Source organism: Imperialibacter sp. (assembly GCF_040222385.1).
Classification (GTDB): Bacteria; Bacteroidota; Bacteroidia; order Cytophagales; family Cyclobacteriaceae; genus Imperialibacter.
In genome coordinates this window covers 519739-545225 of record NZ_JAVKDF010000035.1, presented here as the reverse complement: position 1 = coordinate 545225, position 25487 = coordinate 519739, and the positions used below count along the sequence as shown (strand labels likewise).

Below are 25487 nucleotides of genomic sequence, written 5' to 3'. Positions count from 1 at the left end.
GCGTTTCATATAGTAATAACGTTATTACGTCAGATAGTTTCGGCGAAGTCTATTTAATAAGCCACATTCCCAAAAGCACTGCCAATGCACCCAGAACAACACTGCCAAGAAAATAAAAAGTAGCCATCAGATAGTGCCCGGTGGTGATAAAGTTGATGTTTTCAGCAGAAAAGGTTGAAAAGGTAGTGAAACCGCCACAAAATCCTGTGGCAAGCAGAAGAAACATATCCTTTGTCATCCACTCCGTCTTCATGCCTGCTCCCATGAGTAGGCCAATGATAAAGCAGCCCAGCACGTTGGCCGTGAACGTTCCCAAAGGAAACTCCATAGGAAGCCACCTGGTACCAGCCAGGGCCAAAAGGTAGCGCCCTATGCTGCCGGCAAAACCACCAGCACCCACAAGTAGTACCTCCTTCATGCCTTTACTTTGCTGAATTTTTGATGCATATATTTTAGTAGCTGTGCGTAGTCGGTATGCTCCTGCTGACTCACACTTATTTTTCTACCGTCATCAAAGATAAGCGTTACTTCCTTGTAAACCCCTCCGGCAGTTTTGATGGTTTCCTCTTTCCATTTCTGCAGGTTTTTGCCTGTGTAGGTCAATTTTTTTCGCCTGATGGGAAAAAATACCTCAAAACGTTCTTTGGCCACCTTTACGTTTTTGAGCGACCAAATGACTTTAATAAGTATAGCCAGCATAATGCCGATAAGTATTGGAAGCAGCAAGCGACCCAGCCACTTCCACTGACCCATGTTGGGCAGTTGATAATAAATAAGCCCTAGGAGGCCGCCGGCGACTACTTCAAAAACAGCTATACTGAAATAGGTGTTAATTTTCGGTTTGCAAACAATCATGGAGTAAAGTTACAAGGAAAACCTGTTTTTGAGCTCTTCAAGGAATTGATTCGATGAGTGGATAAGGTCAGGGAAGAAGATATTGAATTCTTTTTCGAAAGAGGCATAGTGTGCTTCAAGAGACTTGTGGGCAAGCTCCATGTTCGAATTGAAAGAGGTTCTTCTCGACATTCCGGTAAGTGTCCATTTAATCCCTTCAATGAACTGGTAGTTGTACAGCCAATTATCGGCACTCATGTAACTCAGCATTTTTGATGCTCTCGGCGGCAAGTCAGTGCCCCTTGATTTGGCCAGGGCGTAGAATGACTCCGTGAATGCCTTCAAATCTTGTGGGTGGTGTTTTTGCCAGTCCCTTGCCAGAAAGTGGTCGTAGAAAACATCAACAATTACAGGAGCATAGTGCCCGAAGCCCTCCCTTAGTTTTAGCTTACTTTCTCTCACCACCTCGTGGGTATCGGTATAGGTGTCAATGTGCCGGTGAAGCATGATTCCAGCCTGAATGCGGTCAGGGAACTCTGTGAGTTGGTTGCCTTTCACAAAGTCACCAATAAAGTTACCCAGTTGAATGTCCCTTTCGGGGCCGGAAAGATATATATGGGCCAGAAAATTCATTTCATTGACAGATTTTACTCACTCCCCTGTTAGGTTTTTGTACTTAATGAATAAAGAAAAGCATTTTTAAAACAACTACGTGCTCCTGTTCGCTGATATCCTTTTAATTTCACATTATTTGTTATTTTTACTGGTTCACGACTCGGAAGCGAGTTAATTCGACCTAAGCAGTATTAGTCAATCCGCCATGGGAACCGTTACAAGTCAGTATATGTCCCGTTCACAGCTCCAAATTTTGGTGCAGCTAGCCAAAATAGATGGAGTCGTGTCGCAGGATGAAATCGACCTGATAAGGCAAGTTGGAAAAGCCAATGGACTTACTGAGGAAGATATTGCTACAGCCTTCGACGAGACCCATGAAGTAGGTAATCTGGCAGACCTCTCCGATGACGAAAAGTATGAATACATGTACCGTGTGGTGCAGCTTATGAAGATCGACGGCCGACTTTACAAGGAAGAGATTACCTATTGTGCCAAGATGGCGTCAAAAATGGGCTACAACGAAGATGTGTTGTACCATCTCATTACTAAGATTTACTCCGACCCCCACGTTTCAGCCGACAAGGAAACGCTGAAGAAAAAGGTGCAGAAGTACCTCATCAAGGACTAGTGCCTCCGTTTCATCTCTCTCGAAATACGCTTAAGTAGCTGGTCTGCAAGGTGCTATACTTCCCAGTCGCCGTCCTCCAGGGAGAATATATTGTCAACTTTCTCATTGAACACGTGGGCAATCTTGAGTGAAAGGAGCGTAGAAGGGATGAATTTCCCGGTCTCAATGGAGTTAATAGTTTGCCGTGAAACTCCCACCTTGTCAGCCAGATCAGCTTGGGTGAAATTGTTCCTGGCCCGCTCTACTTTTATGGAGTTTGTCATATAACTATTCCTTTACCCTTAAATATTGGAACCACCCAATAGCAATTATGAGGGTGATAGACAGATATTCAAAGGCCGAAATTGAATACCAACTATCGGTTTCAATGGAATAACCCTCGTAGTTTTGAACATAATTAATCAGCATTGCTACCAGGGCGCCTAAAGGCACTGCTGCAGCCAATGACCTGAATTTGAGATAAGCTATCCTTTCATCATACACCTTCTCCCGTGAGAAAAAAATCATAATAAGGCCCATAGCAACAGGAAAGCTGAGTCCGGCAAAGTCCATTATTTGATACTCGGCAAGTCTGTGAAAAAAGACGATGAGCCCAAAAAGGATGGTGACCCCACCGAGGGCTTTTGTCCAATGCGGATATAGAAAACTTGGAACAATCGATTTTTGCATGATTCGCATGTTTAGTCGTTAAAAGAAGACTAAAAGTAAAGTAGACTTTACATAAAGACAAATGAATTTGATTTTTGTTTGTAACAAGCACGGGCGACCGCTGAAAGAGAGGGGTAGAGACTGTATGTCCGTTGTTTTTAATTTCTCCGGTTAAATGGCTAACTTAAAGCATACTAAAAGTCAGACTATGGCATCTCTTACCCTTCGCATCAATAACAGAGATTATCCTATGGAGGTTGATCCGCAAATGCCCCTTTTGTGGGCCATTCGGGACTTCGCTCTGTTGACCGGAACCAAATTTGGTTGTGGCATTTCGCAGTGCGGTGCTTGCACCGTCCATATCGATGGCGAGCCGGTTCGTTCATGTGTTACGCCAGTCTCTGGTGCAACAGGGAAATCCATCACAACCATCGAAGGTTTGTCAGCTGATAACGATCATCCGGTTCAGCAAGCATGGCAAGAAGAGCAAGTTCCTCAATGCGGCTACTGCCAGTCGGGTCAAATAATGACGGCTGCTGCTTTGTTGAGCAAGCATCCCAAGCCCAGCGAAGAACAGATCAATGCTTATATGTCCCCGATCATTTGTCGTTGTGGTACATACGTCCGAATAAAAAGGGCCGTTGACAAGGCCGTTGAAATCAACCAGAAAGCCTGAGCCTTATGAAAACGATAACTACTAAAAGTGCACCGCTGGGAGATAGTCTTCCCAGAAGAGAGTTTCTAAGGTTGACAGCCGTTTCAGGGGCTTTTTTGGCAGTGGGCTGCTCGCCGGGTATGGGAGGAGAAGGTAAGGTAACCACTATTGACCCGGCAGGAGGCACCGATTTTTCTTTGAATCAGTTTATTGTCATCAACACAAACGGGCGGGTGCTGCTTTACAACCACCGACCGGAAATGGGCCAAGGCACCTACCAGGCCATTCCTATGATCCTGGCCGAGGAGCTGGAGGTCGATGTGGAGAAAATTGAAATTTTACCGTCGGCGGCAGATGAGAAAAGATATGGTAGCCAAATGGTAGTAGGTAGCAGGAGTATTCAGACCGAATATGCCAACCTCAGGAACATGGGAGCTGCTGCCCGTGAAATGCTGAAGCAGGCTGCCGCTAACGGGTGGCAGGTGGAGGTGAGCGAATGCAAAGCTAGTCTGGGAGAGGTCATCCATACTTCAGGCAAAAAACTCACCTACGGGGAGCTCGTGGAAGAAGCCTCAAAGCTTACTCCGCCGGAAAACCCACCGCTGAAAGCACCCGGCGACTTCAAAGTCATTGGGCAGCCGATAGCCAGAAGGGACGTTCCGGCAAAGACCAACGGAGCTGCAATTTACGGACTGGATATCCAGGTGCCGGGAATGCTATATGCATCCGTGGAAAGGTCTCCGGTTTTTTTAGGTAGGGTAGTCAGTTTCAATGATGAAAAAGCTAAAGCAGTGCCGGGTGTAAAGGCAGTGGTAAAAACGCAAAGGAATGTATGGGGCCATACCAGAGAGGGTGTAGCCGTGGTGGCCGACAATTACTGGGCGGCGAACCAGGGAAGGAAAGCCCTTGAAATAAAATGGGATACTGGCGGTCTTGAAAAAAACTCATCAGCTACTATCCTAAAGAAGTATAAAGCCGATGCTGCTAAAGAAGGAGTTTCATTGGCGGAAGGTGGAAATGTAAGCACTGTTGGTGGAGAAGGAAAAGTGATAGAAGCGGCCTACGAAACCCCCTATCAGAGCCATGTTTGCATGGAGCCAATGAATGCTACTGTAAGCGTGAAGGAAGGGAAAGCCGAATTCTGGGGATCTACACAAAACCCGAACGGTATACGATCACAACTGGCAAGGCAGCTCAGCATCGAACCCGACAATGTAGCCATTAACTACACCTTTATGGGCGGTGGATTTGGGCGTCGGTCGATGACAGATGTGGCTGAGGAGGCTGCTGATATTTCCCTGCAAGTGGGAGCGCCGGTTAAGGTAGTGTGGACCAGGGAGGACGATCTCACGCAGGGGCCTTTTCGGGCAGCTTCTTTGAATATTTGCCGGGGCACAGTGGCAGGCGGCAAAGTTGTGACATTGGAGCATAAAGTGGTGGCCCAGGAAATACAAAACCAGACGGGCGACAAAATGGAAGCCGGTCGGCAGCTTATGGGAGGCATCAATACAGAGTATGAAATCCCCAATTACAGGGTGAGTGGGGTGCTTCAGAAGCATTATGTGCCGATCACCTATTGGAGGGCGGTGTATCACACCACCAACTGTTTTGCTCATGAATCGTTTATTGACGAGTTGGCCAGAGCCGCTGGAAAGGATCCGCTGGATTTCAGGCTGGACATGCTTAAAAACCACCTCCGGTACACGAAAGTGTTGCAAACCCTGGCTGAAAAAACTAACTGGTATGCGCCAAAAGAAGAAGGAGTCGGACGTGGAGTGTCTATTCTGGAACGTTCGGGCGCATTTACCGGAATGGTGATTGAAGTGAAAAAGGAAAATGGAAAAGTGAAGCCGGTCAAAATCACCACTGTGGTGGATGTTGGCATCTGCATCAATCCGGACACGGTACGTGCCCAAACCGAGGGTTCCATTGTGATGGGACTAACAGCCACCTACAAAGGCGGCATTAGGCTGGAGAACGGGGCAGTGGCACAATCCAATTTCCATGATTACAACATGCTGACATTCGAGGAATGCCCACCTTGCGAAACCTACATCATTCAAAATGAAGAAAAGCCCGAAGGCGCCGGCGAATCTGGCCTGGCCAATGTGGCGCCTTCACTATGTAATGCGGTTTTTGATTTGACAGGGGTAAGGGTGAGGAAATTGCCGTTGGATTTGGGGGCGATTGGGTAAAACTAATTCCTGGTTAGTTAAATTAATTTGGAGGCCATCTATTCTGTAAGTAATTGGCTGACAAAAATTGTTGAAAAAGCCTGGCAGGGGAAACATTTCACTACTTTTGCCCGGTCAATACGCTTTCAATGACCGATACCAAATCTTACTTTACCAACCTCACCACACTGCTCAAAAAGGAATGGCAGGAGGACTTGCAGCAGTACAAGGACAAAATCCTTTACACTGCTATTCCTGAGAAGAAAAAGTCGGGAGTATGCTGGTATCCGGTGGTGGTGAATTCCCACCACATAGGCACAGGAGAGAAGATCGTGCTGGAGCTGGAGAAAACGACCGACCTGGAGCAAGCCCATATGTTCCAGGGTGGTGGCACGGTGAGTTTTTATGCGAACACTGGTGAAAAGGACAAGGGCAGTAGTGCCATCACGGGAGTGATTAAGTATGTGCGCAAAAGTAAGATGGGTATCGTGCTGAACGACGATGACCTACCTGATTGGATCAATGATGGCAAGCTGGGCATTGACCTGATGTTTGATGAAGCCTCCTACAGGGAAATGGAGCGAACGCTGAAAGTGCTTGGCAAGCAGGAGGCTGGCAGACTATTTGAACTTACAGAGATTTTATTGGGCAAAAAGGCGCCACAGCGGGAGCCAGCCTTTGCGCCCGTGCTGCCTTCATTAAACGCCGTTCAGAATAAGGCCCTTGAAGTAATAATAGAGGCCAGAGATTTGGCCATCGTTCACGGCCCTCCTGGAACGGGCAAAACCACCACGCTCATTCAATCGGTGAAAGAAGTGGTGAAGCTGGAAAAGCAGGTGCTGGTGACGGCACCAAGCAATGCAGCGGTGGACGTGATGGTAGAAAAGCTGGCGGAGGAAGGCATCAATGTACTTCGACTAGGCCACCCGGCCAGAGTAACCAACAGAGTAATAGAAAATAGCCTCGATGCCCGCATAGCCGCACACGATAGCTTCAAGGAGCTGCGGACTGTTCGCAAGAAGTACGAGGAGTACCGAAATGTGGCCTTTAAATACAAGCGAAACTTTGGCCATGCAGAGCGCCAGCAGAGAAAGCTTTTGTTACAGGAAGCCGGGCGCTTTCGTGATGAGGCCGACATGCTGGAGAACTACATCACCAGTTCGCTGCTCGACAATGCTCAGGTAATCGCCTGCACGCTGGTGGGTAGCAATCATTACCTGCTTAAAGACCGGGTGTTTAAAACTGTTTTCATTGATGAGGCCGGACAGGCCCTGGAGCCTGCCTGCTGGATCCCTATTCTGAAAGCGAACAGAGTGATCATGACTGGCGATCACCAGCAGTTGCCGCCTACGGTAAAGTCGTTTGAGGCGGCCAAGGAAGGACTTGAGAACACCCTTTTTCAAAAGAACGTCGGCTATCATTCCACTGATGTGATGCTGGAAGAACAGTACCGGATGAAGCCGGAGATCATGGCTTTTTCCAGTAAATTCTTCTACAACGATAAGTTGCAAGCTGCGCCTTCTGCCATTGAAAGAGAGGCTTTGCCCAATGTAGCGATCATGAAGTTTATCGATACCGCTGGTTGTGGCTATCAGGAAAAGGTCAATCCCGAATCGAGAAGCACCTATAATGAGGAAGAAGGTCGGCTACTGATCGATCAGTTGCTCGCCAATATCGAAACCATCGGCGAAGAGCATGCGCTTTCGAGCCAAATTACATTTGGCGTGATTGCACCGTATAAAGCCCAGATTGAGTTACTCAGAGAGGTTTTGCTGGAGAAGGGGCTGAGTCAAGAGCTGATGGACTTGATAGATGTTAACACGGTCGACTCCTTCCAGGGACAGGAAAGGGACAGCATCTTTATCGGTTTCACCCGTTCCAATGAAGACGGTGAAATAGGTTTTCTGAAAGACATCCGCCGCACCAACGTAGCCATGACCAGGGCAAGGAGACAACTCATCATGATCGGCGACTCGGCCACGCTGGGTTCAAATAATTTTTACAACCAATTGGTGGAGCACTGCACAGCCACCGATGCGTACCAAAGTGCTTTTGAGCTGATTTATTCTTAGGAACAACCTATTCCTTGATATTTTTCAGCGCCGCCACAGTTTCTCTCACCGCATCTTCATTGCTGGTGGTGGTATAGTTAAAGAACTTTTCAAACTTGGCGCTGTCGAAGAAGTAGTCCGATGCAAACTGATAGCTCATTTCATGAAGCTCTTTCATGATAGGCATGAAAATGCCCAACGCTTTTATACCCCAACCAGGCAGTACCTGGTATTTGTCGGTAGTGCCCATCACAGTCGCAAATAGCTTCACCCACTCTTCTCCTGTCAGCGCATTTTTATCCGTGGGGAGGTTCCAAATCTGATTAAATGCTGTTGGTGTATTGCCCAGCATAGCAGTTCCTTTTGCTGCATCAGGGCAGTAGGTCATCGAATGTTTGGCTTTTGCATTGCAAAACCATTGTGCTTTTTTTCCCTTGATGAGGTTGTCATACACCATGATCATCAGCATGCTGGTGGCTCGCATGGTGCTGAAAAAATCGCCGCTGCGAGCAATGATAGAAGGCACTTTTCCTTTGTCCATGGCGTTGAGTACCAGCCTATCGACCTCGGCCCTTACTTCTCCTTTTTTGCTACAGGGGCTTATCGGGCAGTCTTCTGTGATGTGGTGAATATGCTCTTTCCCAATGGCGTAAATATTATCGAAGAAAACCAGCTTGCTGCCATACTCTTCGCAGGCGTCCAGCACATTCTTCATGAGCGGAGGCCAAACTGCTCTCCACACTTTAATGTCGTAGTTGAAGCCGACGGTGAGGTACACCACCTCACTGCCCTTCAATGCTTTAAAAACGTCTTCTCTTTTTGTCAGGTCTGCCGAATGGAGTATGTCCTTTTCGTTGACCTTCTTTGGGTTGCGGCTGACAAGCCTGATGTCTTTGGTATATGAAGTGAGACTTTTGGCGAGCTCCGTGCCTATAGCTCCGTTAGCTCCGAGTATGGTTTGCATGACTGGTTTTTTGTTACCAAAATCTAGTGTATTGACCGGTTAGTTCCAAAAGATTCATTCCTTAAGTGAAGCAGCTTAGGAAGTAAGAGCCGGTAGGGGAACGCTACCGACTCGCAGTCGTTTTTCCTGCTAAAATCCGTAAACAGCAGCTACTGTCTCACAGCCTCCAATTGCACTATTTGCTTTTTCTTGGCGTAGTCCACAAGAAAAAGCATCTCAAGGGCAATTTCCCGAACTGTTTCATCATACTTCACGTCTTGCGAAGCCGTACCGTCGTAGTACCTTGGGTCTTCGTAGGGCAGCGAGAACCTTTCTGAGGCACCTGCCACCAGTGGACAAGACTCGTCTGCTTCGGAACATACCATTACTGCGCCGAAGTCTTCCCTCGGATTTTGCCGGTCGCTATACTTTTTGGAGTAGGAGATGGTCTTATTGACGCCGTCCGACACAGTGTAGACAGGATTGTCGCTGACCTGAACATTACTGATGGCATAGCCTGCCCTTTTCAAAGCGGCAATAGCGTTGGGGTTAAACGCCGTTACTTCCAGACCTCCAGAGAAGGTGTTGATGCCCTTGATGCCGTAGTATGTAGCGGCAGTTTGCACCCAAAGTTGGGCAATGTGGCTTCTTCTGGAGTTGTGGGTGCAAATGATGACCAGGTTTGCTGCGTTGTCATTTTTTAACTCACTGGCAAGATAGTCTCCAATTTCCCGGAGCGTTGCTTTGCGTTCGTTTGAAATTTCATCCATGGCTGTAGTGAGGTTCTGGCAATATCGAATCAGGTCCTTGTCAAGCTTTTGTGCATTAGCGTTCACAAAGACCAGGAAGAGTGAAGTAGCCGTAAGAAATACTGTCAGGTGTTTTTTCATAGGGTATAAATTGAGTGAGGGAATGATTCGCTTTATTGCAATATTACGATTAACTAATCGTGACAATCAATTTTGAGTATTAAGAAAAGGTTAAATTTTCAGTTTCCCTGAAAAACTGTAGCTATGGCCATTTTTACGGCATCTGCAAGCAACGGGCATGTTATTTCACCAACTAGCATAGAATCCTGGTGAACTAGTAGTACGACCATCGTTTTATTTATTTAGCGTGATTCTTGCCAACTCGTCAAGAGTCGTTTGGTGGCAACTGCTAGCCTTTCAGTAACCACAATCCGGATGGCCAATTTTATTGACCGTCCCAGGCCGTTGAACATGTAAAAGAACCAAACGGCCAAATGGCCTTTTCATTGGTCGGGTGATTTGTAGATTTGATTCACTGATATCGTCATATGAAAAATCCATCCTTCTTCGTGTTTCTACTAGTATTTATTGCGTTCGCCGGATGCAAGCCTGGAGAACCAAATGTGTCCGATACCGCCATACTGATTAGCAACGCCAACGTAATTGATGTTGCAACGGGCCAGGTAGCAAAAGAAAAAGCTATTTTAATTGACAGCGGAAGAATTGCGAGTATTGGCAATGGCAGTGAGTTGTCCGTTCTGGTCAGAGAGGGTAGACGCTTTGATGCCGGAGGCAGGTATGTCATACCAGGTCTTTGGGACATGCATGTGCACATTGAAGGAGAAGACCTTGTGGAGGATAACAGAGCGTTATTGCCGTTGTATGTTGCTTATGGAATTACAACTGTGCGGGATTGCGCCAGCGACCTGGGAGAGCTGGTGCTTGCCTGGAGGGATTCCATCAACAATGATCAGCTGTTTGGGCCTCAGATCTTCACGGCCGGAAGCAAGCTGGAAGGGATCAATTCGATCTGGAAAGGCGACCTCGAAATAGCCAATGAAGAGGAGTTGGAGCAAATGCTCGACAAGCTTGATGGATACAACGTCGACTTTGTGAAAATAACTGAAAACACTCTGCCCGGTGATCTGTTTTTGACAAGTGTAAAGGAAGCCAGAAAGCGTGGCTACAAAGTCACCGGACATGTCCCTTATGACCTGTCAGTAGAGGAACTTGCGACAGCCGGATTTTCTGCCATAGAGCACGCCAGCTACATGCTGAGGCTTGGTAGCGATGATAGTGCCATTGTGGACAGCATCAGGTCAGGGAAGCTGGCGAGGAGTGAGGCTGGGCAGGTGTACAATAGCTCTTTTGATCAGGATAGCGCCTTTGTCCGGTACAAAATGCTGGCCGAACGGGGTGTGGCAGTTACTCCGACACTTATTGGAGGAAAGCAACTTGCCTATCTTGATGAAAATAACCATCAAAGCGATGCCTATCTGAAATACCTGACGGACAGGTTTACCTCGAAATATCAATGGAGAATCGACAGAATGGCTGGCGAAACTCCTGAGCAGAAACAGGGAAGAAAAGACCGCTACCAGCTCATTGCGGAGCAGCTGCCCTACCTGCACAAAGCTGGCGTTACTATTCTTGCAGGCAGCGACGCCGCCGCACTCAACACTTTTGTGTACCCGGCTCAATCGCTTCACGAAGAGTTGGTGTTGTTTCAGGAAGCTGGACTTGAACCGCTGGCTATTTTACAAAGTGCTACTATTAATGGAGCAAAGTTTTTCAGCGTCCAAGACAAACTGGCTGGCATTGTTCCTGGCATGGAAGCTGACCTGCTAATCCTTAACAGCAATCCCCTGGATGATATCAGTGCCACACAGGATATTTTTGCGGTGGTGAATGATGGTGAATACCTGAGCAGACAGAAGCTGGACGAACTACTTCAGCAGGTGCAGGTAATCAAAGAGGAGCTCGACAAAGCGAGAAAAACAGAATAGACTTTGACGGCCTTAGCTATTTGCTCAATTTCCCTTTCGCTTCGTCCACCGAACCGACGAAGCTGATCCGTCCCTGCCTGTTGCTTTCAAGAATAAAGGCTTTCAACGCCTTGCTTTCGTATTTAGAGAAGTCACCCACAATGGCTAGCCTTGCCCTGTAGTTGGAAAATTTTTGCAGCACCTCGCCGGCCATGCCTGTTTTCAAGTCAAAAAAGTCAGCAGCGATATTTTTCTCATGCCAAATGATGTTGTCGGCTCCCTGGTAAGAACAGTTAGCCATTACGTCAAGAGCGTCTTGTGCATCCTTTATGGTCAGTTCATCGGAAATCACTTCCGCTATGTCGACCCCGTTGTGTTGGCTAATTACAATATCCATTCCTTCATTAAATATGAAGTTGCAATATAGCAATGTCCCTTATTTCCTCAGGCGCCCAATGCTTTCAGCGCTTCGTACACCAAAAAGCCGGGCCACACCATCGCTTTCAGAAATCCGACTACGCCCATCCAAAAGCCTGTTGCCTGGGAAATGTAGTAGACGACGGCACCGATAAATCCGAGACCGTAAACAGCTCCATTGGGTGCATTTCGTTGCATTGACTCTTTCATGATATCAGGTGTTTGAACTGTGGTTAATTTCATGAAAGTGTGGTTGTTAACCAATGACAGTTGTCAGTTGCTACCTTCGAACCATATGATAGATGACATCGCACTGCCACTATCCCCAGTCAGGTGACTGAGGGCTTCGGCAAAATTTACCTATTGGCGTTAACAAAAAACGGCAACATAACTCTATTCATAATCGCAAAAGGGAACTTGTCATCCTCCGAATTGTAGGCACCGCCAGTAAACACGGCAACCAAATTTGCCTCAGGAAACAGCATCAGGTATTGCCCACCATTTCCCGTTGCGACGGTTTCTTTTTTCAGTTCGTCGCCTATTTGGAACGGGATGCTCCACCACAGAAAGCCGTAGTCCATACCAGCAAGGTTGGTTTGCTTTTCTGTCGCTTGCTGTATCCAGTCCGCAGATACTATTTGCTCATTACCCCAGGTACCGTGGTTCATGACCAGCTGACCGATTTTGGCAAAATCACGGGAAGTCATGTAAAGCCGCTTGCCCGACGGAATTATATCCCGGCCGGTAGTAGTATGCCCCCAATGCACATTTTCTACTCCAAGCGGTGCGAATAAATACTTTTCAGCGAACGCATCAATTGACATGCCAGAGGCCTGGCTTACTACTTCCGCCGCCAGCACTGCTCCCATGCTGCAATAGAGCGCCGAATCCCCGGGGTCTCGCACCATGGGCAAATCAAGGGTGTATTGTAGCCAGTCCTTTTTTTTATACACTTTGTCCTCCTGACCTTTCGAGGATTTATCCCAATCGTTGCAGTCGAGGCCAGTGCTCATGGTAAGCAGGTGGCGGATGGTGATTTGTTCTTTCCTGGAGTCGATGTTTTTCCGTGGCTCCGGGCTTTTCAGGTACTTAAAAATAGGATCATCAACGCTTTCGATGAAGCCCTTGTCGATGGCAATACCAACCAAAAGTGAGCGGATGCTTTTAGTGGCGGAGCGCAGGTCGTGAGTTTGGTCAGCTTTGTGTTCTCCAAAGTATTCTTCAAGCACAAGCTTTCCATCTTTCACCAGCAGGATGCTGTGCACCTGATGATCCTCGTTGATCATCTTGTTAAAGAAACTGAATAGAAGTGTGGTGTCGTTAACTTTTGTCAGGAGGTTTTCCGTTTCCCAGCCATCAGCCATCCTGGGCGGGACTGTGTACCGATATACACTTTGCCCGGCTGCGAAATAAGCAATGAATAGCAATCCGACGGAAGCAACAGAAGCTCTTCTCATAGGTTATTAGCCAATTTGCAATTTAACGGAGAAAGGACTCCATTCGAAAGCTTATCGTTGTGAATTACTCAACACCAATATTGTAGTTAGCCAAAAGGTTATTTGAAGTACTGATTTTAAGCAGCGGATTGTCAGTCGCAGATGCTGCCTGAGCCGGTGCCCGGAACGACCGTGCTCATCAGTTTTTAGCTAAAAATGCCAGCGCTTCTTTTTCAGTATCAAAAGGATGAGCCGGATTTTTTGTGAAGGCGTTGTAGCCATTTAGCAAGATCTTTTTTATGCCCGTGATGCCGATCAATGCCGTCTTTTCAATTTTGTAACTAAGTTCCTTCCCATTGGATTTCGCTATACTCATAAAGTCGCTGCTTACCGTGGAGTTGGTAAAATCACCGAAGTTTCGAACCTTGCCAGGGCTGGCTTTTACAATCTCAAATTGTTCTTTGAGTGCTTTGATCATTTGCTCCTCTGTCAAGCCGGAATACTTGGTATACAATATCTTTTGGCCGTTGTGCTGAATCCAGGTGTTATACATACTCGTTGTTTTATTGTTACGTCACAGGATTACGTTAGTTGAATTTTTCGTATAATCTTAAAGCCGCAGGAAGGTGCTATTTAGTGCACTGTTCCGAAGGAAGCTCTAGTCAAAATTATAAAAATAAAGAGGGTGAGCAATTCTTTGAATAGTAGAAGCAACAGCTTAAGAGCTTGATATTATGCCTTATTTGCTAAATAACTGACTTTTTGAGAAGTGCCTACGTAGAACGCTTGACATTAAAATAGGTGAATTACGGTAGTGGTTTGAGGTGCCGAATAAAGGTACTATAGCGCCTTTGAGAGTTTAAATATTTCAAGATTGGTGATTGGAATCGCTGAGCACAAGCTCCTAAAGACGGAACTGTTTGCCGGCAATTAATGAAAGTTACATTTCCTGCTACTCAACCTCAATATTGTACTTGCCAAGCAGCCCGGTCAATCCGGAGGAGGTAAATTTCGCTTTCTTTATCTTGTTGACTTCAGGATCCAAAGAGTAATTGAAGGCGGTTCGAAAATCTGCTTTCTCAAGCATTGTGTTGCCAAATACAGCGCCAAGCAGGTCGCAGTTGTCGAACACTGCCAGTGACAAATCGGCACCGCTGAAATCAACTTCTTTCATGCCGCAATTAGCGAACCTTGTTTTTTTTAGGTTCAGGTTAAAGAATGACGAGAGGTTTAGCTGACAATCAGTAAAACTCATCGCCAGTAAAAAAGGATTGACGTCTTCGAAATGAAGACCCAGAAGCTTGCAGCCTTTGAATGTAATGTCTTTGAAGGCCGTATTGCCAAGCTTTGCCATACTTAAGTCGCAATTCTCAAATACGCATTCCATAAAATTGATGTGCGAGAGATTGACTCCCGTGAAAAGACAGTTTGAGAAGTGGCAGGCTTCATAATCGGTGCCCTCCAATGATTCTTCCGAAAAATTGATTCCTTTGAAATGCTGGTCTTCAACAAACCCCTTCGACATGATTTTATTCTTAAGTTATCCGTAAGCAGCGCCATTTGCTGCCTGCTCCTTTCACCTCACGAACTTAAAAAGAGCAGCAGGATTTTGCCTGCAAACAGCCAACTTTTTGGATCCTGTCAGGTCAGTTTTTTCGAATAGAGCAAAAGCTGCTCGCCATTCACCTCAATGTGGTCGCTGAACACAAACCCCAGCTTTTGGACGAGTTGAATTGATGGCCGATTATGCTCCAGGATAATAGCATGAATTTCTTTATTTGTTGAAACGCTGAAGAAGTCTTTCAGAAATAGTGAAACAGCTTCAAACGCATAGCCTTGTTTTTCAAACGCAGGAAGCAACGCAAATCCGATGTCGGGTGACTGCAGGTAGTCTCGTTGTATAAGCGTTACTATACCGACCGGCTCCCCGGAGGTGACCAGTTCAATAATCCAGTAGTCAACAGCTGGGTTGCTTTCAATCTTACGGATGTAGGCGTCGGCATCTTCCCGGCTTTTTACATTTCTCTCGCCAATGAACTCCAGCCAGCCAGGTGAGTTAACCAGCTCAATAATGAACGGTGCATAGGTTGCGTCCAAAGGACAAAGATCAATTCGTGGCATGTTGTCCCTATTTAACCTTGAAGCTGTTTTCTATTGAGCATTACTGTGATTTTAGACGGTCGATTTAGCGTAGAGCAATTTCGCTCGTTGAAGCTCGACCTCGCCTCGCTCTGGGATATGAAGAAAAAACTTCAATTGCCAGTCTTGCGTTTTCCTGGCCTGATTGCTTTCTGCTACCTCCCACGGAGGATAGACACGCATGCCAAGTTTGCCCCTTACCGTGGGCTGCGAGACAACCCGATGCTTTATCAACGTAGCTTTTGGAAAGATGAATTGCCCAAAGTGATCTCCTTTTTTTGTATTAATCACAAAAAAGTCAAACGTATCCGAAGCACTAAATGGCTGCGTTGGGCCACTGTTGACTCTTTTCCAAATGGCAACGAACTGACCAGTTTTTTTTGGCGTTTGTTTGGCATCCCTGCTAATCACCAGCGAAGAATTGACAGTAAAAGTGCAAGCACCATACTCCGTGCTTTCTTTTTCCATTTTCCGGCTCGAAACCTGGAATAAGCACACGTCGTACACTCGTTTCTTGACTTCTGAAAACGAACTGTGATCCTGCTTTGAAATTGTTTCTTGCTGCGACATTAAGCCTAATGTTGCTTATTAATTTCTGTTTGAAGCGTGATCACGACTTTACCTTTTATACTTCCATCCCCAAGTCTTTGAAACGCTTCTGGCAGTTCCTCCAAAGGATACACTTTGTCGATGACAGGTTTGACTTTGCCTTCCTCGAATAATTTAATGAAAGCAGTCAGGGGCTTGTTTGGTTGTTGGATAAGAATACCCAGTCGCCTTTCCTTTGTTGACGCAAAGCCTCCCAGTAAGCCCACTTGGAAAATGGTACCCAAATGGCCTCCAATCATAGAATACACCCCGCCGGGTTTCAGTGCTCTTTTGTAGTCCGATATTGACCGGGTGGCTATCACATCGACGATCAAATCATATTGCTTTCCTTGTTTGGTGAAGTCTTCTTTGGTGTGATCGACCACACCGCTTGCGCCCAGCGACTGCAGCATGGCGTGTTTTTCTGACAAATCAACTGCTGTGATGTTTGCATCTAGACTTGCAGCAATTTGGATGGCAAAGGTGCCCACTCCACCACCGGCGCCATTGATGAGGACACTATCGCCAGCGTTTATTTTTCTTTTTTCCGTCAGGGCCTGGAGCGCCATGCCGCCGGCTTGAGGAATGGCAGCGGCTTCTTCAAATGTCATGGAAGTCGGCTTGATCGTCAGTTCTTTTTCTTTTGCGCAGGTGTATTCAGCAAAGGCACCCCATTTACCGGCAGACAAGTCGCCAAAGACCTCGTCGCCAGGTTTGAACTTTCTGATTTTGGCCCCGGTTTCCACCACCACCCCCGCTACATCAGCACCAAGGATAGGGAGCTTTGGCTTCCCAATGCCGCTTAGCAGCCTGTATATTCGTGGCTTCCCCGTGAGTCTGTCCCAGTCCCATGAATTGAGAGATGCCGCATGCACCTTCAGGAGCACCTCGTCATCCTTTGGAATGGGCTTCTCTACTTCCTCTAGCCTTAACACTTTCGGAGAGCCGTATTGAGTATAAACCATCGCTTTCATTGCTCGCTCTTTATGGTGATAACTACGTTACCCGCTTTTGCTCCGGTCTCAACGTAGCGGTGGGCATCCGCCATGTGTTCCAGCGGATAGACCTTGTCGATCACTGCTTTGATCTCACCTTTTTCAGCAAGTTCTTTGAGGCGGTTCAGGTCTTCAACTTTGTAGGGAGCAATGGCGGCAACTACCTTTTGCCATGTGTTCAGGCCGATAGCCCACCCTTTTATAATGCCCGATATCCTTGGGTTGCCCATTACATAGGTGCCATCGGGGGCCAGCGCCTTGACGCACCTTGCAAATGAGCCTTTTCCAACTATGTCGATAATAACATCAAATGGCTCGATACTCTGAGCAGCTACCAACTGCCCAAAGTCTTGTTTGGTATAATCGATGACATGATCGGCGCCAAGGCCAGACAACATTTTAAGCTTGCCACCGCTGTCCACGGCTGTAACTTCGGCTCCCATCGACTTGGCAATCTGTACGGCGTAAGTACCGATGCATCCACCGGCTCCGTTAATAAGGACACGGTCTCCTTTTTTTACATTTCCTTTTCTGATAAAGTGTTGGGCATTCAAACCGCCGGTTGGTAGAGTAGCAGCTTCTTCAAAGCTCATGTTTTGGGGTTTCAGTGCTATGGCATATTTCTCCGGCAGGCAGATGTACTCGGCGTGGCCACCCAGCGCCATTTGGGTGGGGGCAAAGATGGCGTCTCCAACATTGAATTTGGTGACGCTCTTGCCAACAGCCTCAATTTCACCTGTCAGCTCCTGGCCCAGCACTTTGATTCTTGGCTTAAAAGCCCCAAAGTATAGACGCAACGGCAGCCAGAGGAAGGCTGGCATGTCGAACCGCCGCATTTCGCAGTCGCCGGCGGTTACAGTGGAGGCATGAATCTTTATGAGTACCTCGTCTTCTTTAGGCACTGGCTTTTTCAGTTCCTGTAACTGCAGTACATCAGGTGATCCGTATTTTGTGGTGACGATGGCTTTCATGGTCATTTTCATCATTGAGTGCAGATGGGCTTTTCAGCGTCCGACCGATATTCTGCTTGATCGTTGAAATTCAGAATGAGAAATTACACATTTTAACATTAGTAGCAGAAACTGCCTTAGAATTTCAAAAGAGCCATTTTTTTGATGCGGTTTAAATTTCTTAACTTAAGATTAAATAGAATAACTTATAAATAAGTTGACAAACTTAATATTAAGTTGTAAGATTGTCTTGCTGATTAACAAAACTCAAAGCAATGGTCACTTTAACTAAGGCAGAAGAGAAGATCATGATGATCCTCTGGGATATTGAAAAAGGTTTTATCAAGGATATCCTTGATCAGTATCCCGACCCAAAGCCACCTTACAATTCGGTTTCCACGATTGTGAGGGTGCTGGTGCAGAAAGAGATTGTAGGCTTTACGGCTTACGGTAACTCGCATCAGTACCATCCGCTTATTTCGAAGGAAGCCTACAGTAAGGGGCAGCTGTCGAGGCTGGTGAAGGATTATTACGACAATTCCCTGAGCCAGGTGGTCAACTTTTTTTCGGAAAGCAAAAAGCTGGACGAGAAGGAGCTGGATGAAGCAATGAAAATGCTGGAGGACTTAAAAAAGAAGAAAAATGGCTAAGCTGATCATGTATCTATTGGAATCGAGTGCCTTGTTGGCATTCTTCTACCTGCTGTATGTTTTGGTGTTGCGCAAAGAGACTTTTTTCAGTCTCAACCGCTTCTTTCTGCTAGGAATTTTAGCGTTTTCTCTGCTTTTCCCATTGGTGAGTTTTGATATCAGCCCAACGGAAGTGACGGCGCTTGAGCGACCTATTGCAGAAATCAGTAAAGCAAGGATGTCGTACTACGAGGCCATGGCTGCGTGGGAATTTGAAGCACGCAGCGCTACCGGCTCAGCTCGAGGCGTAGTAGAGTCTGGTGCAGCGGCAAGCGCTGGCGTAGATTGGGTACGCCTGGCAATTAGCGGAACACTGCTGTTGTACGCCATAGGAGTGGTGGTCTGTTTGTCGAGAACATTCTGGACACTGCGCTGGATACGGAAAGTAATCACAGTCCATCCACATGAGAACCTGTGTGGGATGAAGGTCGTCAAGCTTCCCCAGCCTATCTCTCCATTTTCGTTTCTCAATTATGTGTTTGTGCCCGATTCGCTGGTGGACTCATTGGAGTTTCAGCAGATTCTGGCGCACGAAAAAACGCATATTGAGCAGCGGCACTCCGTCGACTTACTTATTGTTCAACTTTTGGCAGCCTTTCTCTGGTTCAATCCGGTGATTTGGCAGCTGATTAAATCCCTTAAAACTACACATGAATACATAGCAGATAAGAAAATAATTACTTCGGGTTATTCCTTGGTTGAGTACCAGACTTTGCTTCTGAAGCAGTTGATCAGCAACAACTCATTCGGGTTGGTACACAATTTCAACTTATCATTTATCAAAAAAAGAATAACCATGATGACTAACAAACAATCAGGATGGTCAGGCAAAGTGAAAGTAGCCATGGCCTTGGTGGGCGCAGTAGTTTTCAGCGTCATAGTAGTGCAGTGCAATTCCAAAATGGATGAATCAGTGGCCGAATCTGGCCTGACAGCAGAAACTTCCGCAAACTTTGGAGCGGGTGTCAATTTGCCGGTGTTGCCGGACAACGGATATACCTTCGATGGCAACAGATCCGATGTGCTTAATTTCAGTATTGCAGACAACAAACTGAGCATCGATGGTAAGGCTTATAAAGTGAGCGACATTGCTTCGGTTATCTCTGGAGCAAAGCTATCCGATCATGGGGCGATCATTATGAGGGTAGATAAGGATCAGCCCATGGGTTTCGTGAGAGACGTTCAAATGGAACTGAGAAAGGCCGATCGCAGGAAGATTGTTCACATGGGCCAAACAGTTTCCGGCAAGAGCTTCGAGATGCCACTTTTGCTGCCACCTGTAGAAGGGAGGCCAATGGCTGACGGGAAATACCCTCCAACCATCGACGAACAATACGCTGCTGAGCATGACATAGACATTCTAAAAATACAATTGGGTGACAATGCAGGGGCAGCCAATCAGCAACTGGTTTATGATTTCGTTATGGATCAAATGCGGAAGGGTAAGTCTAACTACGTTGTTAGCGCAAAGTGCAATGACGATGACTCCTACAGTGACTACATGGTGAACCTGGCGTATATCCAGGGAGGATTCGATCAAATCTACCAGGAAAGGTCGCAACAGATGTTTGGTAAAGATTTTTATGATCTTGAATACGGTAAAGACGAATACAAATCCGTTCGCCAAGGCATACCAAAAGCGATTTCAGTAGCTGAGAGATAAATACAAAAAGAAGACGGAATTTTAGGGCCTGTTAAGCAACTTCCTCACAGGCCATTTAGAAATGCCCCAGACCTGGAAGCAGGTCTGGGGGATTTCTCTCCGCCAACTGGCGGATCGAAATGACGACCTCATACTAGCTCAGCTATTCAAAGAAAATCCTCTCGAATCGGAGCGAAGCCATCCACCAAAGTCACTTTTTCTGTCAATGTCTGAATGCAGTGGTTAAGATTGGAGGCCACTTTGAACACGTCGCCTTGATTCAGCAGGTATTCTCTGTCTTCAATGAACAGTTTTAAAGAACCAGCCGCCACATAAGAGATCTGCTCATGCGGGTGCTTGTGCGGTGGATCGGGCACCATCATAGGTCCGTTGGTAAATTCTATAATGGTTACCATCAGTTGGTCTAGGTGAACCACCTTTCTATGTAACGAGGCATTTGATCCAACTTGCTCGAAGCCGTCGTTATTTTTTACTACTTCCATTGTGTTTTTTGATGATGAAAACTGATGCTGCAAGGTAACAGGTTCACACCGTTACTTCCACTGAAAGGCAAAGTACTCGCAGCTTCCGTCGGTCAGGTTCTTGAGTGCATGAGGAACGTTTGAACCCAGATAAACAAGTGAGCCTTGTGGTGCATCAACCAGTTCTCCGTCGATGTGCATCTGAGTATCTCCTTTCATGATCACAATGATTTCTTCCACAAAGTGGGTATGTGGGGCATGACTGTCCTCGCCCTTGTTGAGTGAGGTTACGTGCATTTCGAAATTCTCTGTGGCACTGGTAGGCCGGTCAAAATAATCACGGCGGGTGCCCTTTCCTGTAGGTTTGGCTTCTGTGTCGTCATAGCTGATTAGTAGTGACCCACCGTTGGCTTTTCCACGGGCAGCGTCATGCGGCTCTATGTCGTGATAGCGCATGATGTAGTACGTCGCTGGCGTAGTGCCGGCGTTGGCCATGCCATGCTGTTCTCCGGCCTGAATGAGGGCGATGCTGCCAGGCCCCATCACTTTGCTCTGCTCGCCTACTGTCACTTTCACCTGCCCTTCTTTAATGATCACCAGTTCCTCATCGTCGTGGGTGTGCGGAGCGTGAAAGGCCAGACCGGCCCCAACCGAGGTTGTGTGAAGCTCCACGTATTTCAGGTGGTCGGTGGATCCTTCGGCGATCTGCCGCCGTTCACCGTTTTTACTGGTTTCTACTGGCAACTCGTTCCAATTATAGACTTTGGAGGCGAGCCTGTCTGTTTGGGAGAAGGCGGAAGTGGCGAGGCCAGTTACAAAAACGCTTGATGCCGCTGAATAGATTATTTTTCTTATTAAGGGTTTCATCCTAAAAAGATAGGGATAAGAATTGAGAAAAGTACAGGTCTAGAATTTTTGACAATTGCTGTTAAGGCCTGTTTCCTTTAATGGAGATGTAAAATGTATATAGTCTCGTTACCAACCCGAGTATTGTCGGTTAGTGATAGCATAAGGGTGTGCTACAAGAGTAGTGTGTTTTTGAAAAAGTGCCTTCCAAAAATGAGCCGGAGCGAGATGATAAAAGCTTCACAACTTACTCACCGATGTGTCAAGTTAGAAATATTTTTGCGCTGCGCTGGAGGCTACCTATTCCACAGACAGCGGGAACTTGGAATTGTCGTCAGTCTATGAAGCTGCCCGTTGGCACTTATGCTAGGTTTTAATAGATTGACCAGGCCGATTTGAAATAAGAATGACACTAGTCAACTGGCTTTCGAATAATACCTTTATAACGGCTAGCGACTGAATCTAAATCGCACATTTCGTTATTCAGAACGCTGTAAAAGAAAGAGTTTAGAATATCGACCGTGGCATTGTGGGTCATTGTTGGAATATTACCAAACCCAAAGACACTGCCAGCAAGTAACCGAGTAGGGGGTGCCAATAGGAGTGGTGCGTCTGTAAAGCTATAATGGTCAGCATCAATTATTTGATATCGATACCCACCTTCAAAGTGTTCAAAAAGTCTCTGATTTCCATCTTCATATCTCACATATTGGTCTGGGGGATCTTTTTTGCTCTCTAATAATAGGAAAGGGCGTTGCTCATTTGGTGTTGGTAATTCACCATACAATGTGCCATCAACATTGGCAGCAGCTTTAATTCGAGAATCCAATGCCATTGCAACTGCAGCCGTAGCACCACCCAGAGAGTGCCCTGTAATAACAATCTGGTTTCGGTCAAGGGATGATAAAAAGCTATTGGCCGAAGTATCGGAACCACTTAATTGATTTAAAACAAACTGTACATCTGCCATGCGTAGGTCAATACGGTCTTTCATAAAATTAGTGGGGCCATCAGCATATTTTAAGAAAACTTCAATAGGAGTTGCGATTTCACCATTGGCAAGCTGTGTAATCATGGCTTCGTACGGATGATCTATTGCTAGAACCACGTAGCCATAGCTGGCAAGCCCTGCGACGACACTCGTGTAAAATGCACGTGCAGCGCTATTTCCGGTTAAAAAAATTATAACGGGCCACTGATTTTTGTCTCTGGAGATTGTTGCATTAAGTATCCCGTGAGTGTCTACTTGATCATAGTGATCGAATATAATTTTTGGTAGTACTCCAATTTTTTCCGGCAAATTGTTGAGTCCATCTACATAACTTGAATGAATCCCTTTCTCATCTCCTTCTGTCGGATACCACGCCTGGACTACCACATTTCTCCGGTCATTTGGATCTGAAGTTATATCCTCAGCTCGGTCAAAATCGACCCAGCGAAAGATCTTGGTCCCAACTGCATAATTGCCTTGTGGTTTGGTCAATTTTGGAATGGGCGTAAAAATTGCCCAGGGAACAGCTGATGCCAGAGCTAAGAACAACAGGGTAAATCCTATGAGTCTCTCTTTTGTTTTGTTGTAGTGTTTTTGTGGAAAAATTGCTACGATCGTCATAGCGACTATCAACAAATAGGTAGGTATGTACTGCCAATAATAGCTTTCGATTAAAAGCTGCACTATCGCAAGAATTATAATGGATGCAATGAGTGGCTTTAGAATGCCCTTAACCCGATTGGGTGTTATGATCAAACACGATGCTGTTAATATCAGAACAGTCAAGAAAATCATGTCTATACTTTTCATTTGCCTGTATTACTTTTTGATAAGAAGCTAGTGTGTGGAATACGAATAGGCATGCTAAATGTTACTTCGATTGCAGGGGAAAGTTTTTCATCCCGAGCAACTGGCAAAGCCATGAGTTGGCTGCGAAGAGAGGCTTACGCTTCGTCAGACAGGCTAGCTTTTGTGGAGAGGCCAGACATCTAGCTCGCCGTCAGCGCACCGCCGTCAATAGGAATGACAGCCCCAGTCATCCATGAAGAAGCATCGGACGCAAGAAACAAAGCCAGGCTGGCTATGTCGACGGGCTGGCCCAATCGCTGTAGCAGCGTTGACTTGCCGGCATTCTCCACGGCGATAGCCGGATCGGGGAAGGCTTTTGCTGAGTCGTGGATCAGCGGTGTGTCAACAGGCCCGGGGCACATGATATTGACCCGCACGTTGGGACTGTAATCAACGGCCACCTGCCGGGCAAGTGCCACCAGGCCGGCTTTTGAAGCACAGTAGGCCGGATGGTTGGGGAAGAACTTAAAGGCCGCAATAGAAGCATTCACAACCACGGAAGCGCCAGGCTGCTTCATCATTTCGGGAAGCGCATACTTCAGAAGGTAGAAGACCGAACTCAGGTTTACATCGAGCGTTCTCTGCCATGCTGCGATGGGCAGCTCCGTCACTTTGCCGAGCCCGAGGTCGCCGGCGTTGGTGCACACAATGTCTAATTGCCCAAATTCAGACAGAGCTCTTTTCACCAGCGACTCATTGACGGCCGGGTCGGCCACATCTCCTTTCACGAAAATCGCTTTGCCCGCCTGGTCGTTAATTTCATCTACCAGCGTCCTGCCAGCCGTTTCGTTTCTGCCACTGGCCACCACATTCGCTCCTTCTTTTGCATAAGCCAGTGCTATGGCCCTGCCCATGCCGCTGGTGGCTCCGGTGACGATGGCTGTTTTTCCTTTGAGTTGCATAAGACCAAAAATAGGGAATAAATGAAAGCGGTACATGTACCCCACATCAGTTGAGGAAAACGAAAATATTTACGGCCATCGCTTGAAAATAATCGTTAACTAATTATCAATTTTGCTGTTGTCATTTGACAGTATGTACAGAAGCGTTGCAGCCTTGTTTTTGCTCATTGTTATGGCTTTATCTCAGGGAGCCAGTGGCAACGTTTATGAGTCAAGTGTAGTTTCTGGGCAAGCACTTCTTGCCAGTGGCCACGTCGACTACCTTCAGCCTTATGTTGTTCTATCGGAGTCAGCAACGAGTACAGGTGCCATAAAGCTTCCCGTCTCCAAATTCCCTGGTCTCCAAGGGGCTATTGTCGCTGACGAAACAGCGCTGACAGGATTTCGCTTTGTTAGCCTCTCCAATACTTCCGATCCTGACAAAAAGTGGATCACCGAAGTGGCCGCTCTTTTGTACCCCGCCCACGAGTTTTCATAAAAGAACATTTAGTTGCCCACAGGCAATCATTCGAGAGCAATGCTTTCGAGACACTATTGTTCTACCCTTTATTAAAAAAAAAATCATGGAAACTCAAGAAATAATCATGTATGTAGTCATCATCATTGCGTGCGTTGCACCGGTGGTGTGGTTTGCAAGAACCGCCTCAAGTAAAAGCAGGCTCATTTTAAAAAGCATCAAAACAGTTACTGGAAAGCTTCCCGCTCAGTATGATGTGTGGACAGACAGAGGGATGGCTTTTGATACCGTCACCAGTCGATTGGTGTTTGTCAACAACAGCCAGCCTGAGGTAATCACTCAGGTGATCCAGTCCGACGAGATTATTGATGCGCATGTGCTGGTTAATGGAAAAAAGGCAGCGGACAGCAAAAAGACTATTGATCCAGCGAATGTGAACACTATCGTGCTCCAGCTTATTTGCTCTTCCAAAGACAACGGGGAGATATTGCTCTCCTTTTTTGATGTAAACTCAGACGGGCCTTTTCACGCCAACATTCACTATCAGCTGGCTCGTAAATGGAAGAAAACCATTTTAGAACGCCCTGTACTAAACCATGCTTAGTGCAGAGTAAATCAAGGTGTTGAAAGCCAATAGACCACATGATGACCAGGAAATTTGTGCCTTGGTTGTCATGTGGTTTTTCTTTTAAGCGTTGTCTTCGCAGCACCGGGCATCCAAAATACGCCACCCACCCAAAGGTATTCCCACTGGCTACTTTTTAACAGGCAATTCTTCTTCAATCGACTACTTTTCCAGTCGAACTTAATTTCACTGATATG

At 46.6% G+C, this 25487-nt stretch carries 29 protein-coding genes; 9 read left to right on the top strand and 20 right to left on the bottom strand.

What is annotated here, in order from left to right:
• Positions 1-49 precede the first annotated feature (49 nt).
• Genes crcB through RIG68_RS18240 form a run of 3 tightly spaced genes read right to left on the bottom strand, consistent with a single transcriptional unit; the run spans position 50 to position 1467 of the window.
• Positions 50-418: a fluoride efflux transporter CrcB gene (gene crcB / locus RIG68_RS18250; protein WP_350074462.1), complete on the bottom strand. Its 369-nt coding sequence runs from the start codon at positions 416-418 to the stop codon at positions 50-52.
• On the bottom strand, positions 415-855 hold the full coding sequence (locus RIG68_RS18245) for a hypothetical protein (RefSeq protein WP_151997253.1): 441 nt from the start codon (positions 853-855) through the stop codon (positions 415-417). Before RIG68_RS18245 ends, crcB begins: the two co-directional genes overlap by 4 nt.
• Before the next feature lie 9 nt (positions 856-864).
• Positions 865-1467 carry an acyl carrier protein phosphodiesterase gene (locus tag RIG68_RS18240; RefSeq protein ID WP_350119801.1) on the bottom strand — a complete coding sequence of 201 codons (603 nt, stop codon included), beginning with the start codon at positions 1465-1467 and terminating at the stop codon, positions 865-867.
• A gap of 211 nt (positions 1468-1678) precedes the next feature.
• Here RIG68_RS18240 and RIG68_RS18235 point away from each other — a divergent pair, with 211 nt between their 5' ends.
• Positions 1679-2077, top strand: coding sequence for a tellurite resistance TerB family protein (locus RIG68_RS18235; protein ID WP_350074466.1), 399 nt, complete (start codon positions 1679-1681; stop codon positions 2075-2077).
• A 53-nt stretch (positions 2078-2130) separates the two neighbouring features.
• Here RIG68_RS18235 and RIG68_RS18230 read toward each other — a convergent pair whose 3' ends face one another.
• Together RIG68_RS18230 and RIG68_RS18225 are read right to left on the bottom strand one after the other, a co-directional pair.
• Positions 2131-2340, bottom strand: a complete 210-nt coding sequence (locus RIG68_RS18230; protein WP_350074468.1) for a helix-turn-helix transcriptional regulator — start codon at positions 2338-2340, stop codon at positions 2131-2133.
• 4 nt (positions 2341-2344) lie between these two features.
• On the bottom strand, positions 2345-2746 hold the full coding sequence (locus tag RIG68_RS18225) for a hypothetical protein (protein ID WP_350125466.1): 402 nt from the start codon (positions 2744-2746) through the stop codon (positions 2345-2347).
• 187 nt (positions 2747-2933) lie between these two features.
• Here RIG68_RS18225 and RIG68_RS18220 point away from each other — a divergent pair, with 187 nt between their 5' ends.
• The 3 genes from RIG68_RS18220 to RIG68_RS18210 all read left to right on the top strand — a co-directional run bounded on the left by RIG68_RS18220 (position 2934) and on the right by RIG68_RS18210 (position 7626).
• Positions 2934-3401 (top strand): (2Fe-2S)-binding protein, encoded by a 468-nt coding sequence (locus tag RIG68_RS18220; RefSeq protein ID WP_350125463.1) that lies wholly within the window; start codon positions 2934-2936, stop codon positions 3399-3401.
• A 5-nt stretch (positions 3402-3406) separates the two neighbouring features.
• Complete coding sequence (locus RIG68_RS18215; RefSeq protein ID WP_350125460.1) at positions 3407-5575, top strand: xanthine dehydrogenase family protein molybdopterin-binding subunit; 2169 nt, start codon at positions 3407-3409, stop codon at positions 5573-5575.
• Positions 5576-5703: 128 nt separating this feature from the next.
• On the top strand, positions 5704-7626 hold the full coding sequence (locus RIG68_RS18210) for an AAA domain-containing protein (RefSeq protein ID WP_350125457.1): 1923 nt from the start codon (positions 5704-5706) through the stop codon (positions 7624-7626).
• Between the two features lie 7 nt (positions 7627-7633).
• Here RIG68_RS18210 and RIG68_RS18205 read toward each other — a convergent pair whose 3' ends face one another.
• Together RIG68_RS18205 and RIG68_RS18200 are read right to left on the bottom strand one after the other, a co-directional pair.
• Complete coding sequence (locus RIG68_RS18205; RefSeq protein ID WP_350125454.1) at positions 7634-8569, bottom strand: NAD-dependent epimerase/dehydratase family protein; 936 nt, start codon at positions 8567-8569, stop codon at positions 7634-7636.
• A 149-nt stretch (positions 8570-8718) separates the two neighbouring features.
• Positions 8719-9438 (bottom strand): arsenate reductase/protein-tyrosine-phosphatase family protein, encoded by a 720-nt coding sequence (locus RIG68_RS18200; protein WP_350125451.1) that lies wholly within the window; start codon positions 9436-9438, stop codon positions 8719-8721.
• A gap of 407 nt (positions 9439-9845) precedes the next feature.
• On the opposite strand from RIG68_RS18200, the gene RIG68_RS18195 reads away from it, so the two are divergent.
• Entirely contained in the window at positions 9846-11303 is a 1458-nt protein-coding gene (locus tag RIG68_RS18195) for an amidohydrolase family protein (RefSeq protein WP_350125448.1), read from the top strand.
• A 16-nt stretch (positions 11304-11319) separates the two neighbouring features.
• On the opposite strand, the gene RIG68_RS18190 is transcribed toward RIG68_RS18195, so the two are convergent.
• The 9 genes from RIG68_RS18190 to RIG68_RS18150 all read right to left on the bottom strand — a co-directional run bounded on the left by RIG68_RS18190 (position 11320) and on the right by RIG68_RS18150 (position 17843).
• Positions 11320-11679, bottom strand: coding sequence for a DUF4180 domain-containing protein (locus tag RIG68_RS18190; protein WP_350125445.1), 360 nt, complete (start codon positions 11677-11679; stop codon positions 11320-11322).
• 47 nt (positions 11680-11726) lie between these two features.
• Positions 11727-11942: a hypothetical protein gene (locus RIG68_RS18185; RefSeq protein WP_350125442.1), complete on the bottom strand. Its 216-nt coding sequence runs from the start codon at positions 11940-11942 to the stop codon at positions 11727-11729.
• Positions 11943-12055: 113 nt separating this feature from the next.
• Positions 12056-13156 carry a serine hydrolase domain-containing protein gene (locus RIG68_RS18180; protein ID WP_350125439.1) on the bottom strand — a complete coding sequence of 367 codons (1101 nt, stop codon included), beginning with the start codon at positions 13154-13156 and terminating at the stop codon, positions 12056-12058.
• A gap of 178 nt (positions 13157-13334) precedes the next feature.
• Positions 13335-13688: a hypothetical protein gene (locus RIG68_RS18175; protein ID WP_350125436.1), complete on the bottom strand. Its 354-nt coding sequence runs from the start codon at positions 13686-13688 to the stop codon at positions 13335-13337.
• Between the two features lie 399 nt (positions 13689-14087).
• Positions 14088-14660: a pentapeptide repeat-containing protein gene (locus RIG68_RS18170; protein ID WP_350125433.1), complete on the bottom strand. Its 573-nt coding sequence runs from the start codon at positions 14658-14660 to the stop codon at positions 14088-14090.
• Between the two features lie 116 nt (positions 14661-14776).
• Entirely contained in the window at positions 14777-15256 is a 480-nt protein-coding gene (locus RIG68_RS18165; RefSeq protein WP_350125430.1) for a GNAT family N-acetyltransferase, read from the bottom strand.
• Positions 15257-15307: 51 nt separating this feature from the next.
• Positions 15308-15844: a MepB family protein gene (locus tag RIG68_RS18160; RefSeq protein ID WP_350125427.1), complete on the bottom strand. Its 537-nt coding sequence runs from the start codon at positions 15842-15844 to the stop codon at positions 15308-15310.
• Between the two features lie 5 nt (positions 15845-15849).
• The gene (locus RIG68_RS18155) at positions 15850-16836 is read right to left on the bottom strand and encodes an NAD(P)-dependent alcohol dehydrogenase (RefSeq protein ID WP_350125424.1); all 987 of its coding nucleotides are present in this window, start codon (positions 16834-16836) and stop codon (positions 15850-15852) included.
• Positions 16833-17843 (bottom strand): NAD(P)-dependent alcohol dehydrogenase, encoded by a 1011-nt coding sequence (locus RIG68_RS18150; protein ID WP_350125421.1) that lies wholly within the window; start codon positions 17841-17843, stop codon positions 16833-16835. The genes RIG68_RS18155 and RIG68_RS18150 overlap by 4 nt, the downstream gene beginning before the upstream one ends.
• A gap of 239 nt (positions 17844-18082) precedes the next feature.
• On the opposite strand from RIG68_RS18150, the gene RIG68_RS18145 reads away from it, so the two are divergent.
• Complete coding sequence (locus RIG68_RS18145) at positions 18083-18457, top strand: BlaI/MecI/CopY family transcriptional regulator (protein ID WP_339793902.1); 375 nt, start codon at positions 18083-18085, stop codon at positions 18455-18457.
• Positions 18450-20159 (top strand): M56 family metallopeptidase, encoded by a 1710-nt coding sequence (locus RIG68_RS18140; protein ID WP_350125418.1) that lies wholly within the window; start codon positions 18450-18452, stop codon positions 20157-20159. The genes RIG68_RS18145 and RIG68_RS18140 overlap by 8 nt, the downstream gene beginning before the upstream one ends.
• A 146-nt stretch (positions 20160-20305) precedes the next feature.
• Here RIG68_RS18140 and RIG68_RS18135 read toward each other — a convergent pair whose 3' ends face one another.
• The 4 genes from RIG68_RS18135 to RIG68_RS18120 form a co-directional block, all read right to left on the bottom strand.
• The gene (locus RIG68_RS18135; protein ID WP_350125415.1) at positions 20306-20641 is read right to left on the bottom strand and encodes a cupin domain-containing protein; all 336 of its coding nucleotides are present in this window, start codon (positions 20639-20641) and stop codon (positions 20306-20308) included.
• Between the two features lie 51 nt (positions 20642-20692).
• Positions 20693-21487, bottom strand: a complete 795-nt coding sequence (locus RIG68_RS18130; protein ID WP_350125412.1) for a cupin domain-containing protein — start codon at positions 21485-21487, stop codon at positions 20693-20695.
• Positions 21488-21878: 391 nt separating this feature from the next.
• Positions 21879-23267, bottom strand: a complete 1389-nt coding sequence (locus RIG68_RS18125) for an alpha/beta hydrolase family protein (RefSeq protein ID WP_350125409.1) — start codon at positions 23265-23267, stop codon at positions 21879-21881.
• Positions 23268-23446: 179 nt separating this feature from the next.
• Complete coding sequence (locus RIG68_RS18120; protein WP_350125406.1) at positions 23447-24208, bottom strand: SDR family NAD(P)-dependent oxidoreductase; 762 nt, start codon at positions 24206-24208, stop codon at positions 23447-23449.
• A 133-nt stretch (positions 24209-24341) separates the two neighbouring features.
• On the opposite strand from RIG68_RS18120, the gene RIG68_RS18115 reads away from it, so the two are divergent.
• Together RIG68_RS18115 and RIG68_RS18110 are read left to right on the top strand one after the other, a co-directional pair.
• Positions 24342-24686: a hypothetical protein gene (locus tag RIG68_RS18115; RefSeq protein WP_350125403.1), complete on the top strand. Its 345-nt coding sequence runs from the start codon at positions 24342-24344 to the stop codon at positions 24684-24686.
• A gap of 85 nt (positions 24687-24771) precedes the next feature.
• Complete coding sequence (locus RIG68_RS18110) at positions 24772-25269, top strand: hypothetical protein (RefSeq protein WP_350125400.1); 498 nt, start codon at positions 24772-24774, stop codon at positions 25267-25269.
• Positions 25270-25487: the final 218 nt, after the last annotated feature.